This is a genomic window from Streptomyces aculeolatus (assembly GCF_020400605.1).
GTDB lineage: Bacteria > Actinomycetota > Actinomycetes > Streptomycetales > Streptomycetaceae > Streptomyces > Streptomyces aculeolatus.
Genome location: NZ_JAINRD010000002.1, coordinates 441,033 through 457,696, shown reverse-complemented (window position 1 = coordinate 457,696; position 16,664 = coordinate 441,033). Strand labels below are relative to the sequence as shown.

The following is a 16,664-nucleotide window of genomic DNA, read 5'->3' as shown; positions in this document are numbered from 1 at the left end:
CGTCCCGGTCAGCCGAGCATGCTGCCGAGTCGTCCCGCCGTTTCGAGCAGAATCTGGCGGCCCGTGGTGTCCGGGGCGCTGCCGAGTTCGTGGCGCACCCGGTCGAACAGCGCCCGCAGCCGGCCCGGCCGCCCCTCCTCGGCGGCGCGGCGCATGTCGTCGGCGTCCCGCAGCAGGAGCCGCAGCCGCTCCTCGCCGAGGCCGAGCGCGGGGCCCCGGTCGGCGAGTTCGTCGGCCAGCCGGCCGGCGACGGTGACGGTGCTGTTGTTGATGACGGTGACGTCGCCCTCGACCCTGCCGATGGTGACGCCCGCCGGGGCCCGGTCGCGCTCGCGGCTCAGGAACGCGGCGAGGCCCCGGCCCTCGTGGCCGCAGTCCAGGCCGCGTTCGGTGAGCTTGACCTGCCCGGTGACCACGTCGCCGGTGACACCGGCGTCGAGGAGGTCGAGCATGCCCAGGGTCTGTAACGAGCGGGCCGCGGCGAGGACTTCGTCGGCCCGCAGGGCGTCGCCGTGGAAGAAGACGTGGTCGGCGACGAAGAAGTCGCGCAGCAGCAGCGCGTCGTCGCCGCGGTGCTCGAAAGCCCAGCGCAGCACCGCGTCCTCGGCGTACGCCTGGCGGGCGCCGGGGTCGCGGCGCTCGCGCTCCAGCCGCAGCGCGCGCTCGTGGCCCTCGGGGCGCAGGGAGGTGTCGGCGGGGACGTGCTCCGGCCACTGGTGGACGTCCACCAGGCCGCGGTCGGCCAGCGCGGAGATGACGGCGGAGACGCCGAGGGCCGGCTTGTTCTGCTCCAGGCCGAACGCGGCGGTGCGCACGGGTACGTCGGGCCGGTGGCCGGACTCCTCCAGCAGCCACAGCAGCAGGCGTGCCTCGTAGCGGCCGAGCTCAAGCCGGCGGTCAGCCATCGACGCGTAACCTCTGTTCTGCGTGCGGTCGTTGGGGATGCGCACGAATCTACCTATGTTGGCCGCCGGTCACCAGTTCGTTGCCGTACGCAATCGCCGCACTGCGGCCATCTCGCAGCCGTCCCGTAGCGGGACCGCGACCTGCGGGCGGCTCCCCCGCCGCGGCGGAGGCCCCCGCTACGGCAGCACCGCGATGCCGTCCAGTTCGACGAGCGCCTCGGTGTCCCAGAGCCGGGTGACGCCGATCAGCGCCATCGCGGGGTACGTCTCGCCGGCCAGCCGGCGCCAGATGCGGCCGAGTTCCGGGGCGTGGGCGCGGTAGTCCTCGGGGTCGGTGGCGTAGACGGTGACGCGGGTGAGGTGGGCGGGCTCCCCGGCGCAGGCGCCGAGCGCGGTGAGGAGGTTGCCGAGCGCCTGCTCGAACTGGGCCGGGAGGCTGTCGCCGACGATGCGTCCGGCGCCGTCGAGTGCCGTCTGCCCGGCGAGGAAGACCATGGTCGAGCCGGTGGCGGTGACGGCGTGGCTGAAGCCGGAGGGCCGGGCGAGGGCGGCGGGGTTGACGCGGTGGACGGACACGGCGGCGGGGTTCCCTTCGGTGGGCACGGGGCTCTGGTCGGCGGGCGAGGGGCGGGCGGTGGGCCGCGGCGGCGGTCGGGGGGCTGTCGCCGGCCGGGGCCGGCGTACGGGCCGGGGCCGGCCCCGTGCGTCCGCGGGTCAACTGCGGTACAGCTCCTTGGCGATGATGCTCCGCTGCACCTCCGTCGCCCCCTCGTAGATGCGCGGCGCGCGCACCTCGCGGTACAGGTGCTCCAGCAGGTGACCGGCCTCAAGTGCGCGCGCCCCGTGGATCTGCACGGCCGCGTCGACGGCCGCCTGCGCGGTCTCCGTCGCCAGCAGCTTCGCCATCGCCGACCGCCGGGCGACGTCCGGCGCGCCCGCGTCGTACGCCGAGGCCGCCGCGTACACCAGCAGCCTGGCCGCCTCAACACGGGTGGCGGTCTCGGCGAGGGTGTGCGATACGGACTGGAGGTCCTTCAGGGGGCCGCCGAACGCCTCCCGCCGCCCGGCGTGATCCAGCGCCGCGTCGAGCGCCGCCTGCGCCATGCCGACGGCGAACGCGCCGACGGAGGGGCGGAAGAGGTTGAGCGTCGCCATCGCGGTGCGGAAGCCGCCGTCGACCTCGCCGAGCACGTCGGCGGCGGTGACCGGGACGCCGTCGAAGCGGAGCGTGCCGATGGGGTGCGGGCTGAGCATGGCCAGCGGTTCGCCGGTCAGCCCGGGGCGGCCGGCGGGCACGAGAAAGGCGGTGACGCCGCGGGCGCCGGCGTCCGGCGTCGTGCGCGCGAAGACGGTGGCGACGTCGGCCTCCGGGGCGTTGGAGATCCACTTCTTCTCGCCGGTCAGCCGCCAGCGCCCGGGCCCGTCCGGCTCGGCGGCCAGCCGCAGCGCCGCCGCGTCGGAGCCCGCCTCGGGCTCGGTCAGCGCGAACGCTGCGACCGCGCGCCCGGCAGTCACCTCGGGCAGCCAGCGCTCCCGCTGCGCGGGGGTCCCGGCCTGGACGACGGGGTACGCGCCGAGCCCCTGGAGCGCGAGCGCCGTCTCGGCCTCGGTGCACTCGCGGGCCAGCGACTCGCGCAGCAGGCACAGCGTGAGCGCGGAGACCGGCCCGGCGGCGGGGAACACCCGGGCCAGCAGCCCGGGTTCGCCGTCGTCGCCGGGGGCGCCGAGGGCGGCGAGGAGCGGCCGGTTGACGCGGCCGGGCTCGCCCGCCTCGGCCAGCGGGCGCAGCCGCCGGGCGGCGAACGCGCGCAACTCGGCGCACCACGCCTGCAGCCCGGGGTCGAGCGCGAAGGGCCGCGGCTGCGGCTGGTGCTGCTCCGACATGCGGTACTCCTCTCTGCCGGTGGCCCGCCGTCCCGGCGCCGTCCGCCGTCCGGGGCGGTCGGGCCGGGCGCGGGGGCGGCGTCCGGTGCGTAACGGCGCGCGTGTCCCTGCGCGTGCGAGGTCCGGCCGGGCCGGATATCGCGGACTGTTGACTGTCGTCACGCCAACGCTACGCTCCATGAGGTACCGCAGGGCAGACCTAGGGGGCGTACCGACATGCAGCTCAAGCCTTCCGCCCACGCCGACACCTTCGCCCGCGACCACCTCCCGCCGTCCGGGCAGTGGCCGGACCTGGTCTTCCCGCTGCCCGGCCTGCGCTATCCCGACCGGCTCAACTGCGGCGCGGAGCTGCTCGACGCCACCGTCGAGCGGTTCGGCGCCGGCCGGCCCGCCCTGCACACCCCCGCCGGCGAGATGTGGACGTACGGCGAACTGCAGCGCCGCGCGGACCGGATCGCGCACGTGCTGACCGACGATCTCGGCGTGCTGCCCGGCAACCGGGTGCTGCTGCGCGGACCCACCACACCGTGGCTGGTGGCCTGCTGGCTGGCCGTCATGAAGGCGGGCGCGGTCGCCGTCACCGTGCTGGCCGCGCAGCGCGCGCACGAGCTGCGCGGGATATGCGAGATCGCGCGGGTACGGCACGCGCTGTGCGACGCCCGCTCGCTCGACGACCTGGTCCGGGCGGAGGTCGCGGACCTGACGGTGGTCCCGTACGGCGGCGATGACCCCGGCGACCTTCTGCGCCTCGCCGACTCCAAACCCGACGCGTACGCGCCCGTGGAGACCTCCGGCGACGACGTCGCGCTCATCGCCTTCACCTCCGGCACCACCGGCCGGCCCAAGGGCTGCGTCCACTTCCACCGCGACGTGCTCGCCATCGCCGACACCTTCTCCGTGCACGTGCTGAAGCCCGTCCCGGAGGACGTCTTCGCGGGCAGCCCGCCGCTGGGCTTCACCTTCGGCCTCGGCGGCCTCGTCGTCTTCCCGATGCGCGCCGGCGCCTCGGCACTGCTGCTGGAGCAGGCCGGGCCCGACAAGCTGCTGCCGGCGATCGCCGAGCACCGGGTGTCGGTGCTGTTCACCGCCCCCACCGCGTACCGGGCGATGCTCGACGGGCTCGGCACGCACGACACCGGCTCACTGCGCCGCTGCGTGTCCGCGGGCGAGAACCTGCCGGCGAACACCTGGCGGGAGTGGCGCGAGCGCACCGGGCTGCGGATCATCAACGGCATCGGCGCCACCGAGATGCTGCACATCTTCATCTCCGCCGCCGACGACGACGCCCGCCCGGGGGCGACGGGCGTGCCGGTGCCCGGGTACGAGGCGCGGATCGTGGACGCGGACGGGGACGACGTCCCCGACGGGGAACCCGGGCTGCTGGCGGTGCGCGGGCCCACGGGGTGCCGGTATCTGGCGGACGAGCGGCAGCAGGAGTACGTGCGGGACGGCTGGAACCTCACCGGCGACACGTATGTGCGCGAGCCCGACGGGTACTTCCGGTACGTGGCGCGCGCGGACGACATGATCATCTCGGCGGGGTACAACATCGCCGGGCCCGAGGTCGAGGACGCCCTGCTGCGCCACCCCGACGTGCGCGAGGCGGCGGTCGTGGGGCGGCCGGATGCGGAGCGGGGCACGGTGGTCGTGGCGTACGCGGTGCTGCGCGAGGGCGTGGTGCGGGGGCCGGAGACCGAGGCGGCGCTGCGGGAGTTCACGAAGGGCGAGATCACGCCGTACAAGTGCCCGAAGGAGATCCTGTTCACGGACGCGCTGCCGCGGACGCCGACGGGGAAGCTGCAGCGCTACCGGCTGCGGGAGGAGCAGGCCGGGCGGGCCCCCGGGAATCGCTAGAGTGATCGAGTGGCAGCCGAACGAACCCCGCGGTCTCTGATCGTCAGCTTCTACGGCGCGTTCGGCCGCGGCGGCCCGGACGCCGGGCGGGTGCCGGTGGCGGCGCTGATCCGGCTGCTGGACGCGGTCGGCGTGGACGCGCCGGCGGTGCGCTCGGCGGTCTCCCGGCTCAAGCGGCGCGGGCTGCTGGTGCCCGTACGGCACGCGGGCGAGGCCGCGTACGCGCTGTCGCCCTCGGCCCGCACCCTCCTCGACGACGGCGACCGCCGCATCTACCGCCGGGAGGCGCCGGCGGGCCCCGGCGACTGGCTGCTGGCGGTCTTCTCGGTACCGGAGTCGGAGCGCCGCAAGCGCCACGTGCTGCGCTCCCGGCTGACCCGGCTGGGCTTCGGCCAGGCGGCCCCGGGCGTGTGGATCGCACCGGCGCACGTCGCGGAGGAGACCCGGCACACCCTGAGCCGCCTCGGACTCGCCCCGTACGTCGACCTCTTCCGGGGTACGCACGAGGGGTTCACGCCGACGCCGGAGGCGGTGGCCAGGTGGTGGGACCTGCCGGCGATAGCGAAGCTGCACGAGGCGTTCCTGGACGCGCACGAGCCGGTGCTGGAGCGCGCGTCCGCCCGCACGGCGGGCCCGGACGCGTACCGCGACTACCTCCTCGCCCTCGACGCCTGGCGCCACCTCCCCTACGCGGACCCGGGCCTGCCGCGCGAGGTGCTGCCGCCGGACTGGCCGGGTGCCCGCGCGGCGGAGGTCTTCGCGGCCCTCGACGACCGCCTGCGGGCCCCTGCCACCCGGTTCGTGGCCGCGGCTCTGCACGCACCGGGCCGGCCGGCGCGCTGAGTCGCCGCCGCGGCCGGCCGTGCGCGGGCGAGCCGGGAGCCACGGGAGCGGCCCGGCTCAGAGGCGGTCCCGCGCCCGCAGCAGGTACGCGCGTTCCGCGGCGTTGCCCGTGGCGGCCGCGGCCTCCGCGTACTCCGCCGCCGCCTCCGCCGTCCGCCCCGTGCGGCGCAGCAGGTCGGCCCGTACGGCGTGGAAGACGTGGTACCCGGCGAGCGGCAGGGCGTCGACCTCCGCCAGCGCCGCCGCCGGGCCGGCAGTCTCGGCGACGGCGACGGCGCGGTTCAGCGCCACGACCGGGGTGGGGGCCATGGCCATGAGCTGGTCGTAGAGCCGCACGATCTGGTGCCAGTCGGTGGCCGCGGCGGTGCCGGCGTCGCTGTGGACCGCGTTGACGGCGGCCTGGATCTGGTACGGGCCGGGGCGGTTGCGGCGCAGGCAGCGCCGGACCAGGGCCTGCCCCTCCTCGACGAGCCGCCGGTCCCACCGGTCCCGGTCCTGGTCGGCGAGGAGCACGAGGTCCCCGCGGGCGTCCGTACGGGCCGGGCGCCGCGCCTCGGTCAGCAGCATCAGCGCGAGCAGCCCCAGCGCCTCCGGCTCGTCGGGCATCAGCCCGGCGAGGAGCCGGCCGAGCCGGATGGCCTCGGCGCCCAGGTCCGGGCGGCCGAGGACGTCGCCGGAGCCGGCGGTGTGGCCCTCGTTGAAGATCAGGTAGATCACGGAGAGCACGGCGCCCAGCCGCTCCGGCAGGTCCGCGTCCCGCGGCACCCGGTACGGGATGCGCGCGTCGCGGATCTTGCCCTTGGCCCGTACGAGCCGCTGGGCCATCGTCTTCTCGGGGACGAGGAACGCGCGGGCGAGGTCGGCGGTGGACAGCCCGCCGAGGAGCCGGAGCGTGAGCGCGACCCGGGCGGCGGGGGCGAGCGCCGGGTGGCAGCAGGTGAAGATCAGGCGGAGCCGGTCGTCCTGCACGGGCGTCTCCTCGGCGGCCGCCGCGCTCTCGGCGGGGTCTTCCGCGTACGCCGCACCGCCGCCCGCACCGCCGCCCGCGGCGCCGTGGAGCAGCGCCGCCTGGGCGTGCCGGTGCTCGCGGGTGGCCTCGCGGCGGAGCCGGTCGAGGGCGCGGTTGCGGGCGGTGGTGATGATCCAGCCGGCCGGGCTGGGCGGCAGCCCGTCCGCCGGCCAGCGGTCCGCCGCGGCGGCGAAGGCATCCTGGACCGCCTCCTCGGCGGCGTCGATGTCGCCGAAGCGGCGGACCAGAACCGCGACCGCGCGCCCGTACTCCCGGCGGAACACCCGGTCGATCTCCGCGGCGGACGTGTGGGACGGCACGCGGGTCAGCCCTGGGCCCAGTCGTGGAAGGGCCGCACCTCGATCGGCAGCAGCCGCACCGCGGCCGCCTCCTTGCGCGCCCAGAAGAGCGCGGCGTCGAGGTCGGGCACGTCGATGATGGCGAACCCGCCGAGGTGCTCCTTCCCCTCGGCGTACGGCCCGTCCGTGGTCAGCACGTCCCCGTCGCGCATCCGCACGACGGTCGACGCCTCGGGCCCGTGCAGCCCGCCGTCGAAGACCCACACCCCGGCGGCCTTCATCTCGTCCTTCACCGCACCCAGGTCCCGCATGATGGGATCCAGCACCTCGGGCGGCGGCGGGTCCCCGACGGGCTGGTGCATGGCGAGCAGGTAGTACGTCATGACGACTCCTCTTCGGCGGCCGGCCCCGTGCCGGCCTCTCACCCTCTACACGAACGGCACCCGCCCGTATCGACACCGACGCGCGGTGATTCTCCCCCGTCCCGGGTACGGGCCGTCGACGGGAGCGGCGGCACCGCGTCAGTCCCACCCGAATTGCCCGGTTCGCGGCGATCGCCGAGGATGGGATGCGGCAATGCCGCGCTCCTCCGCGGCTGCGAACCCCGCGGGAAGGGACGTCCGGACATGCCCGTATGCACGACGCGCGACGGTGTCGACATCTTCTACAAGGACTGGGGCCAGGGCCGCCCCGTGGTGTTCATCCACGGCTGGCCGCTGAACGGCGACGCCTGGCAGGACCAGCTCAAGGCCGTGGCCGACGCCGGGTTCCGCGGCATCGCGCACGACCGGCGGGGGCACGGGCGGTCCACGCCCGTCTTCGGCGGATACGACTTCGACACCTTCGCCGACGACCTGAACGACCTGCTCACCGGTCTGGACCTGCGGGACGTCACCCTGGTGGCGCACTCCATGGGCGGCGGTGAACTGGCCCGCTACATCGGCCGGCACGGCACCGGGCGGGTGCGGTCCGCGGTGCTCCTCTCCGCGATCCCGCCGCTGATGCTGCAGACGCGGGACAACCCCGAGGGCGTGCCGCAGCAGGCCTTCGACGACATCAAGGCCGGCATTCTCCAGGAGCGCTCCCAGTACTGGCAGGACGCGGCGGTCCCCTTCTTCTCCGCGAACCGCGAAGGCACGAAGGCGACCCGGGGCAACAGGGACGCCTTCTGGTACATGGCCATGTCCGAGACCATCGAGGGCGGCGTCGCCTGCGTCGACGCCTTCGCGGCCACCGACTTCCACGACGACCTGCGGAAGTTCGACGTGCCCACCCTCGTCGTCCACGGCGACGACGACCAGATCGTGCCGATCGACGCCACCGGCCGCAAGACCGCCGAGATCGTCGCGGACGCCGAGCTGAAGGTCTACGAGGGCGGCAGCCACGGCATCGCCCTCGTGCCGGGCGACAAGGAGAGGTTCAACGCAGACCTGCTGGCATTCCTGCAGAAGTGACGCCCCGCAACCCGCACCCCCCACCCGGAGCAGCGCGATGAGCGACCCGATCAGCACCGACAACACCGGAGCCCCCGTCGAGAGCGACCAGTACTCGCTCAGCGTCGGCGCAGACGGACCGATCCTCCTCCAGGACAGCTATCTGATCGAGAAGATGGCCCAGTTCAACCGCGAGCGGGTGCCCGAGCGGGTGGTGCACGCCAAGGGCTCCGGGGCGTACGGGACCTTCCAGGTCACGGGCGACGTCAGCGAGCTGACCCGGGCCCACGTCTTCCAGCCCGGGCACCGCACCCGGATGCTGGCGCGCTTCTCCACCGTCGCCGGCGAGCACGGCAGCCCCGACACCTGGCGGGACCCGCGCGGCTTCGCGCTGAAGTTCTACACCCACGACGGCGTGTACGACATGGTGGGCAACAACACGCCGGTCTTCTTCATGCGCGACCCCAGCAAGTTCCAGGACTTCATCCGTTCGCAGAAGCGCACCATCGACTCGGGACTGCGCGACAACGACATGCAGTGGGACTACTGGACGCTCTCGCCGGAGTCGGCGCACCAGGTGACGTACCTGATGGGCGACCGCGGGATCCCCAGGACCTACCGGCACATGAACGGCTACGGCTCCCACACCTACCTGTGGACCAACGCCGCCGGCGCCCGCACCTGGATCAAGTACCACTTCAAGAGCGACCAGGGCGTCGCCCACCTCAGCGACGCCGACGCCGCCGCGCTGGCCGGCGAGGACGCCGACTTCCACCGCCGCGACCTGGCCGAGTCGATCGCCCGCGGCGAGGCGCCGTCGTGGACGCTGTACGTGCAGGCGATCCCGTACGACGACGCGCCGGACTACCGCTTCAACATCTTCGACGTGACGAAGACCGTCCCGCACGGCGACTACCCGCTGATCGAGGTCGGCCGGATGACCCTCGACGCCAACCCCGAGGACTACTTCGTCCACATCGAGCAGGCCGCCTTCGAGCCCAGCAACCTGGTGCCCGGCATCGGCCCGTCGCCGGACAAGATGCTCCAGGCGCGGCTCTTCTCCTACGCCGACACCCACCGCTACCGCATCGGCACCAACTACGCGCAGCTGCCGCCCAACCAGTCCGAGACCGAGGTCCGCTCGTACGCCAAGGACGGCGCCATGCGCTACCACCCGCCCAACGTGGCCCGCCCGTACGCGCCCAACTCCTACGGCGGCCCCGCCGCCGACGAGGAGCGCTACAACCGCCCGGCGCGCTGGACGGTGGACACCGCGGAGATGATCCGCGCCGCCTACACCCTGCACGCGGACGACGACGACTTCACCCAGCCCGGCACGCTCGTGCGCGACGTCCTGGACGACGCCGGACGCGACCGCCTGGTCGGCAACGTCGTCCGGCACCTGCAGAACGGCGTCAGCGACCCCGTGGTGCAGCGCGCCGTCGCGTACTGGCGCAGCATCGACCTGCGCACCGGCGACAGGATCGCCGCCGGCGTCCGCCAGGTCTGACACCCGCGGCAGGGGCCGTGCCGCCGGCCGCGGTCAGCGGCCGTCCAGCGTCAGCCTCGGCTTCGGCCCGTCGGTGCGCCCCGTCGGCGGCCTGCGGCTGCCCGCGCGGTACGGCGCCGGCCACGGGGCGCCCGGCCCCGTGTAGCCCTGCTCCGCGGCGGCGTGGAGCGTCCAGTTCGGGTCGTACAGGTGCGGGCGGGCCAGGGCGCACAGGTCGGCGCGGCCGGCCAGGATCAGGGAATTCACGTCGTCCCACGAGGAGATCGCCCCGACCGCGATCACCGGGATCCCCGTCTCCGCGCGGATGCGGTCGGCGTACGGCGTCTGGTACGAGCGGCCGAACGCCGGCTGCTCCTCGGCGACGACCTGGCCGGTGGAGACGTCGATCGCCGCCGCGCCGTGGTCGGCGAACGCGCGGGCGACCGTGACCGCGTCGGCCGCGGTGGTGCCGCCCTCGGCCCAGTCGGTGGCGGAGATCCGCACGGTCAGGGGGCGGTCGGCCGGCCACGCGTCGCGTACCGCGTCGAAGACCTCCAGCGGGTAGCGCAGCCGGGCGCCGAGGTCCCCGCCGTAGGCGTCGGTGCGCTGGTTCGTCAGCGGGGACAGGAAGCCGGAGAGCAGGTACCCGTGGGCGCAGTGCAACTCCAGCAGGTCGAACCCGGCGCGGGCGGCGCGCCGCGCGGCGGCGGCGAACTCCTCGCGGATCTCGTCCATGCCGGCGCGGTCCAGCGCGCGCGGCGTCTGGTTCAGGCCCGCGCGGTACGGCAGCGGGGAGGGGGCGACGACGGGCCAGTTGCCGTCCGCCAGCGGCTCGTCGATGCCCTCCCACATCAGCTTCGTGGAGCCCTTGCGGCCGGAGTGGCCGAGCTGGACGCCGAGCGCGGTGCCGGGCGCGTGGGCGCGTACGAAGTCGGTGACGCGGCGCCAGCCGGCCTCCTGCTCGTCGGACCACAGGCCGGTGCAGCCGGGGGTGATGCGGCCGCCGGGGCTGACGCAGACCATCTCGGTCATCACCAGTCCGGCGCCGCCCAGCGCGCGGGCGCCGAGGTGGACGAGGTGGAAGTCGCCGGGCAGGCCGTCCTCGGCGACGTACATGTCCATCGGCGAGCAGACCACGCGGTTGCGCAGCGTCAGGCCGCCGAGGGTGTACGGCGTGAACATCGGCGGCGTGCCCTCCGGCACCCCCGCCTCGCGCTCGACGGAGGCGACGAACCCGGGGTCGCGCAGCCGCAGGTTGTCGTGGGTGATGCGGCGGCTGCGGGTCAGCAGGTCGAACGCGAACTGCCGTGGCGGGCGGCCGAGATGGCGCGCCAGGTCCTCGAACCACTCGCGGCTGGCGTGGGCGGCGCGCTGCGTCGAGGCGACGACGGGCCTGCGCTCCGCCTCGTACGCGGCGAGCGCCGCCGGCACGTCGGGCTGCTCCTCGACGCACGCGGCGAGGGCGAGGGCGTCCTCGACGGCGAGCTTGGTGCCGGAGCCGACGGAGAAGTGCGCGGTGTGCGCGGCGTCGCCGAGGAGGACGACAGCGCCGCCGCCGGGCGCGGGCTCGTGCCACCAGCGGTCGTTGACGACGGTGCGGAACGCCGTCCACTGCGAGCGGTTGCCCGTCAGCGGCCGGCCGCCGAGCGCGTCGGCGAAGTACGCGGCGCACCGCTTGGCCGTCTCCTCCTCGCCGCAGGCGTCGAGCCCGGCGCGCCGCCAGACCTCCTCGCGCATCTCGACGATGACGGTGGAGGCCCCTCCCGAGGACGCGGCCGACGCGGCCGGCACGGCGTACGGGTAGCCGTGGAGCTGCATGACGCCCGCGTCGGTCTCGACGATCTCGAAGCGGAAGGCGTCGAACGCGAACGGCGCGGACAGCCACACGTACCGGCAGCGGTGCTCGGCGATCCGGGGGCGGAAGACGCCGGCGTGCGCCTCGCGGGTGGCGCTGTTCACGCCGTCGGCGCCGACGACGAGGGCGTGGGTGCGGGCGAGTTCGGCGGCGGGCGGCGCCTCGGTGCCGAAGCGCAGGTCGACGCCGAGGTCGCGGCAGCGCTGCTGGAGCACCGCGAGCAGCCGGCGGCGGCCCAGCGCCGCGAAGCCGTGGCCGCCGGAGCGCTGGACGGTGCCGCGGTGGACGATGTCGATGTCGTCCCAGCGCACGAACTCCCGCTGCAGCGCGGCGTAGACGACGGGGTCGGCGTGCTCGATGCCGCCGAGGGTCTCGTCGGAGAGCACGACGCCGAAGCCGTACGTGCTGTCCGGGGCGTTGCGCTCGTAGACGGTGACCGCGCGGGCGGGGTCGAGCCGCTTGAGGAGCGCCGCGGCGTACAGCCCGCCGGGTCCGCCGCCGATGACCGCGGTCCGCACGGCGCTCAGCGCCCCTGCCACGCGGGGGGCCGCTTGCCGGTGAACGCGGCGTGGAACTCGGCGTAGTCGTCGCTGTTCATCAGCAGCGCCTGGGTGGCGGCGTCCATCTCGACGGCGGCGGCCAGCGGCATGTCCAGCTCGGCGGTGAGCAGCGCTTTGGTCTGCGCGTACGCGAGCGCCGGCCCGGCGGCGAGCCGGCGGGCGAGCGCCTGGGCGGCCTCGTCGGCGCGGCCCTCGTCGGCGAGTTCGCTGATGAGGCCGATGCGCTCGGCCTCGGCGGCGCGCACGGCGTCGCCGAGCATCAGCAGCCGGGTGGCGTGGCCGAGGCCGACGACGCGGGGCAGCAGGTAGGCGGCGCCCATGTCGCCGCCGGAGAGGCCGACGCGGGTGAAGAGGAAGGCGAAGCGCGCGGAGTGGTCGGCGACGCGGAAGTCGGCGGCGAGCGCGAGGACGGCGCCGGCGCCGGCGGCGACGCCGTGCACGGCGGCGACGACGGGGAACGGGGCCTCGCGCAGGGCCCGTACGACCTGCCCGGTCATGCGGTTGAAGTCGAGCAGCCGGCCGGTGTCCATGGCCAGGGTGGCGCCGATGATCTCGTCCACGTCGCCGCCGGAGCAGAAGCCGCGGCCGGTGCCGGCGAGGACGAGCGCGCGGGTGCCGCCGGTGCGGGCCAGCTCGGCGATGAGGTCGCGGAGGTCGGCGTACGCCTCGAAGGTCAGCGCGTTGAGCTTCTCGGGGCGGTCGAGCGTGACGGTGACGACGCCGTCGTCCTCGGTGACCCGCAGGTGGTCCCACTGCTCGGTGCGGGCGGCGGATCCGGTGAACGGGCTCATCGTGCGCGGCCCCTGTCTGCAGACGGTGGCGGGCGGTGGCGGTAAGCCGAAGTTATCACCCGTACGTGACTGTCGTCACGACCGCGCGATACGGGACCGGGCGCACGGGTCCCCGGGGACCGCTCCGCGGAGCGGCCCGGCGCGCGTGGACGGGGAGGAGGGCGTGAACGGACGGGCGGGCGGCGGGGGTCAGCCCAGGGTGGCGACCATGAGCGCCTTGATGGTGTGCATCCGGTTCTCCGCCTCGTCGAAGACGACGGAGTGCTCCGACTCGAAGACCTCGTCGGTGACCTCCAGCGACGTCAGCCCGTGCCGCTCGTGGATCTCCCGGCCCACGGCCGTGCCGAGGTCGTGGAAGGCGGGCAGGCAGTGCAGGAACTTCACGTCCGGGCTGCCGGTGGCGCGCAGCACGTCGGCCGTCACCGCGTACGGGCGCAGCGCCGTGATCCGCTCGTCCCACACCTCCTTGGGCTCCCCCATCGAGACCCACACGTCGGTGGCGACGAAGTCCGCACCCGCCACCCCTTCGGCGACGTCCGCGGTGAGGGTGATCCGCGCGCCGGAGGCGGCGGCGAGCCGGCGGGCCTCGGCGACGACGGCGTCCGCGGGCCAGTACGCCTCGGGCGCGACGATGCGCACGTCCATGCCGAGCAGGGCGGCGGTGACGAGGTAGGAGTTGCCCATGTTGAAGCGGGCGTCGCCGAGGTAGGCGTACGCGATCTCCTCGGCCGGCTTGGGGCTGTGCTCGGTCATCGTGAGGACGTCGGCGAGCATCTGCGTGGGGTGCCAGTCGTCGGTCAGGCCGTTGTAGACGGGCACGCCCGCGTACGCGGCCAGCTCCTCGACGGCCGCCTGGGCGGCGCCGCGGTACTGGATGGCGTCGTACATCCGGCCCAGCACCCGCGCGGTGTCCTTCACCGACTCCTTGTGCCCGAGCTGCGATCCCGCCGGGTCCAGGTACGTGGTCGACGCGCCCTGGTCCGCCGCCGCGACCTCGAACGCGGCGCGGGTGCGGGTCGAGGTCTTCTCGAAGACCAGGGCGACGTTCTTCCCGGCCAGCCGGCGCCGCTCGGCGCCCGCCCGCTTCTCCGCCTTCAGCGCGGCGGCCAGCGAGAGGAGGTGACGGAGCTCCTCGGCGGTGCAGTCCAGCTCCTTGACGAAGGTCCGGCCGGTGAGGTCTATCGCCATGGTCCCGCGCTCCTGAGATTCTATGCGTGCGAACGCATCACTATACAGACCCTAGACCGGGCCGCGCTCGACGGGGCAGCTCATGCAGCGCGGGCCGCCCCGGCCCCGGCCCAGCTCGCTGCCGCGGATCTCGATCACCTCGATGCCCTGCTTGCGCAGGAACGTGTTCGTCGTCGAGTTCCGCTCGTACGCCACCACCACGCCCGGCTCCACCGCCAGCACGTTGCAGCCGTCGTCCCACTGCTCCCGCTCCGCGGCGTGCACGTCCTGCGTCGCCGTCAGCACCCGGATGCGGTCCAGGCCGAGCGCGGCGGCGATGGCGTTGTGCATGTGCTCCGGCGGGTGGTCGGTGACCTTCAGGTCGTCGCTGCCCGAGCCGGGCTCGATCGTGTACGAGCGGAGCATGCCCAGGCCCGCGTACTGCGTGAACGTGTCGCCGTCGATCATCGTCATCACTGTGTCGAGGTGCATGAACGCCCGCGCCTTCGGCATGTCCAGCGCCACGATCGTGCGCGCGGAGCCCGCCGCGAACAGCCCCCGCGCCAGCAGCTCCACCGCCTGCGGCGTGGTGCGCTCGCTCATGCCGATGAGCACGGCGCCGTTGCCGATGACCAGGACATCGCCGCCCTCGATGGTCGACGGGTAGTCCTCCTGGCCGCCGGACCAGACGTGGAACCCGCCGGACGCCGGCCCCGCGAACAGCGGGTGGTGCTTGTAGATCGCCTCGAAGTGGACGGTCTCGCGCTGCCGCGCCGGCCAGCGCATCGCGTTGATCGACACCCCGTCGTAGACCCAGCAGGAGGTGTCCCGGGTGAACAGGTGGTTCGGCAGCGGGCCGAGGAGGAAGTCGTCCGGGTCCATCACGTGGAAGCGCACGGACGCCGGCTCCGCGAACCCGTCCAGGTACTCCCGCTTCGTCATCCCGCCGACGAGCGCCTCCACGAGCGCCGCGGAGTCCAGCGACTCGAACGTGGAGCGGAGCTTCTCGGTGGCGAGCGGCCCGTACTCCTTCTCGTCGAAGACCCGGTCGAGGACCAGCGCCCGCGCCTCGGGGATGTCCAGGCTCTCGGCGAGCAGCTCGCCGAAGAGGTGCACCTGCACGCCGCGGTCGCGCAGCACGTCGGCGAAGCCGTCGTGCTCCTCGCGGGCGCGGCGGACCCACAGCACGTCGTCGAAGAGGAGGGCGTCCTTGTTGCGGGGCGTGAGCCGCTTCAGCTCCATGTCCGGCCGGTGCAATATCACGCGGTGCAGGCGGCCGGCCTCGGAGTCGACGCGGAATGTGGGCGCTGGCATGGGATCAGACTGCCACGCGGGGCCGCGCGCGGGGCAGAGGTTCACCGACGGCGTCACGGCGCAGCACCGGCGGTCCCGGGTCGCTGCTCGGTGCTGCCGCAAGCTGCTGTTGCGTTCGAGCGCACTCCAGCTCGTAGGGTCCGCACCGTTGCGACGACGAGCACCGACGAAGCGAGGAGAGCCGCATGCGCCACCGCGTTCTGGGCGGAACCGGCATGGAGGTCAGCCCGTACTGCCTGGGCACGATGATGTTCGGCTCGGTCGGAAACCGCGACCACGACGACTGCGTGCGGATCACCCATGCCGCGCTGGACGCGGGCATCAACTTCGTCGACACGGCCGACATGTACTCGGCCGGGGAGTCGGAGACCATCGTCGGCAAGGCGCTGAAGGGCCGGCGTGACGACGTGGTGCTCGCGACCAAGGTCTACTTCCCGATGGGGGACGGGCCCAACAGGGGCGGCGGTTCGCGGCGCTGGATCGTCCACGAGGTGGAGGAGAGCCTGCGGCGGCTGCAGACGGACCGGATCGACCTCTACCAGGTCCACCGCCGGGACCACACCACCGACATCGAGGAGACGCTCTCCGCCCTGACAGACCTCGTCCGGCAGGGCAAGATCAGGGCGTTCGGCTGCTCGACGTTCCCCTCCGACGAGGTCGTCGAGGCCCACCACGTCGCCGAGCGCCGGGGCCTCATGCGGTTCCGCACCGAACAGCCGCCCTACTCCCTGCTGGCCCGGGGCGTGGAGCGGCACGTACTGCCGGTGGTGCAGCGCCTGGGGATGGGGGCGCTGACCTGGAGCCCGCTGGCCTCCGGCTTCCTGACCGGGCGCTACCGCAAGGGGCAGGCCCTCGACCTGAGCACGGGACGGCCCACCCTGAACCCGAACCGCTTCGACCCGTCGTCGCCGCTGACCGCGGCGAAGCTGGAGGCCGTCGAGAAGCTCGTCGACGTGGCCGCCGAGGTGGGCTGCTCGCTGCCGGAGCTGGCGGTCGCCTTCCCGCTCGCCCACCCCGCCGTGACGTCCGTGATCATCGGCCCGCGCACCATGGAGCAGCTGCGGAACACGCTCGCCGGCGCATCCGTGGCGCTGGACGACGCCGTGCTCGACCGGATCGACGAGATCGTCCCGCCCGGCACCGACGTCTACCCCCCGGACGGGGCCTGGACCCCGCCGTCGCTCACCGAGCAGGCCCGGCGGCGCCGCCCGGCGGCTGCCAGGTCCGCCGCCTGAGGCACCGGACGGGCGGCCCCGCGCGT

General features: G+C 74.3%; 14 protein-coding genes. 5 read left to right on the top strand and 9 right to left on the bottom strand.

Features of this window, described 5'->3' with window-relative positions; all coding sequences use genetic code 11:
- Window positions 1-8 precede the first annotated feature (8 nt).
- The 3 genes from LG396_RS06305 to LG396_RS06295 all read right to left on the bottom strand — a co-directional run bounded on the left by LG396_RS06305 (window position 9) and on the right by LG396_RS06295 (window position 2,789).
- A complete protein-coding gene (locus LG396_RS06305) occupies window positions 9-905 on the bottom strand; it encodes a hypothetical protein (RefSeq protein ID WP_225793969.1) in 897 nt (298 codons plus the stop codon).
- 177 nt (window positions 906-1,082) lie between these two features.
- Window positions 1,083-1,481 carry a RidA family protein gene (locus LG396_RS06300; RefSeq protein ID WP_225794016.1) on the bottom strand — a complete coding sequence of 133 codons (399 nt, stop codon included), beginning with the start codon at window positions 1,479-1,481 and terminating at the stop codon, window positions 1,083-1,085.
- A gap of 138 nt (window positions 1,482-1,619) precedes the next feature.
- Window positions 1,620-2,789: an acyl-CoA dehydrogenase family protein gene (locus LG396_RS06295; protein ID WP_225793968.1), complete on the bottom strand. Its 1,170-nt coding sequence runs from the start codon at window positions 2,787-2,789 to the stop codon at window positions 1,620-1,622.
- Between the two features lie 216 nt (window positions 2,790-3,005).
- On the opposite strand from LG396_RS06295, the gene LG396_RS06290 reads away from it, so the two are divergent.
- Together LG396_RS06290 and LG396_RS06285 are read left to right on the top strand one after the other, a co-directional pair.
- Entirely contained in the window at window positions 3,006-4,643 is a 1,638-nt protein-coding gene (locus LG396_RS06290; RefSeq protein ID WP_225793967.1) for an AMP-binding protein, read from the top strand.
- A gap of 9 nt (window positions 4,644-4,652) precedes the next feature.
- Entirely contained in the window at window positions 4,653-5,486 is an 834-nt protein-coding gene (locus LG396_RS06285; protein ID WP_027766242.1) for a PaaX family transcriptional regulator, read from the top strand.
- Window positions 5,487-5,543: 57 nt separating this feature from the next.
- On the opposite strand, the gene LG396_RS06280 is transcribed toward LG396_RS06285, so the two are convergent.
- Window positions 5,544-6,815 (bottom strand): RNA polymerase sigma factor, encoded by a 1,272-nt coding sequence (locus tag LG396_RS06280; RefSeq protein WP_225793966.1) that lies wholly within the window; start codon window positions 6,813-6,815, stop codon window positions 5,544-5,546.
- 5 nt (window positions 6,816-6,820) lie between these two features.
- On the bottom strand, window positions 6,821-7,177 hold the full coding sequence (locus LG396_RS06275) for a YciI family protein (RefSeq protein ID WP_018844455.1): 357 nt from the start codon (window positions 7,175-7,177) through the stop codon (window positions 6,821-6,823).
- 243 nt (window positions 7,178-7,420) lie between these two features.
- Here LG396_RS06275 and LG396_RS06270 point away from each other — a divergent pair, with 243 nt between their 5' ends.
- Together LG396_RS06270 and LG396_RS06265 are read left to right on the top strand one after the other, a co-directional pair.
- Complete coding sequence (locus LG396_RS06270) at window positions 7,421-8,248, top strand: alpha/beta fold hydrolase (protein WP_225793965.1); 828 nt, start codon at window positions 7,421-7,423, stop codon at window positions 8,246-8,248.
- A 37-nt stretch (window positions 8,249-8,285) separates the two neighbouring features.
- A complete protein-coding gene (locus LG396_RS06265) occupies window positions 8,286-9,737 on the top strand; it encodes a catalase (RefSeq protein ID WP_018844456.1) in 1,452 nt (483 codons plus the stop codon).
- 33 nt (window positions 9,738-9,770) lie between these two features.
- Here LG396_RS06265 and LG396_RS06260 read toward each other — a convergent pair whose 3' ends face one another.
- From LG396_RS06260 to LG396_RS06245, 4 genes are all read right to left on the bottom strand, one after another.
- A complete protein-coding gene (locus LG396_RS06260; RefSeq protein WP_225794015.1) occupies window positions 9,771-12,089 on the bottom strand; it encodes a bifunctional salicylyl-CoA 5-hydroxylase/oxidoreductase in 2,319 nt (772 codons plus the stop codon).
- A gap of 5 nt (window positions 12,090-12,094) precedes the next feature.
- The gene (locus LG396_RS06255) at window positions 12,095-12,922 is read right to left on the bottom strand and encodes an enoyl-CoA hydratase family protein (protein WP_100301235.1); all 828 of its coding nucleotides are present in this window, start codon (window positions 12,920-12,922) and stop codon (window positions 12,095-12,097) included.
- A 189-nt stretch (window positions 12,923-13,111) separates the two neighbouring features.
- A complete protein-coding gene (argF, locus tag LG396_RS06250; RefSeq protein WP_037751696.1) occupies window positions 13,112-14,110 on the bottom strand; it encodes an ornithine carbamoyltransferase in 999 nt (332 codons plus the stop codon).
- Between the two features lie 51 nt (window positions 14,111-14,161).
- Complete coding sequence (locus LG396_RS06245; RefSeq protein ID WP_037730336.1) at window positions 14,162-15,403, bottom strand: arginine deiminase; 1,242 nt, start codon at window positions 15,401-15,403, stop codon at window positions 14,162-14,164.
- Between the two features lie 185 nt (window positions 15,404-15,588).
- Between LG396_RS06245 and LG396_RS06240 the strand changes: the two genes are divergently transcribed.
- Entirely contained in the window at window positions 15,589-16,638 is a 1,050-nt protein-coding gene (locus LG396_RS06240) for an aldo/keto reductase (RefSeq protein ID WP_225793964.1), read from the top strand.
- Window positions 16,639-16,664: the final 26 nt, after the last annotated feature.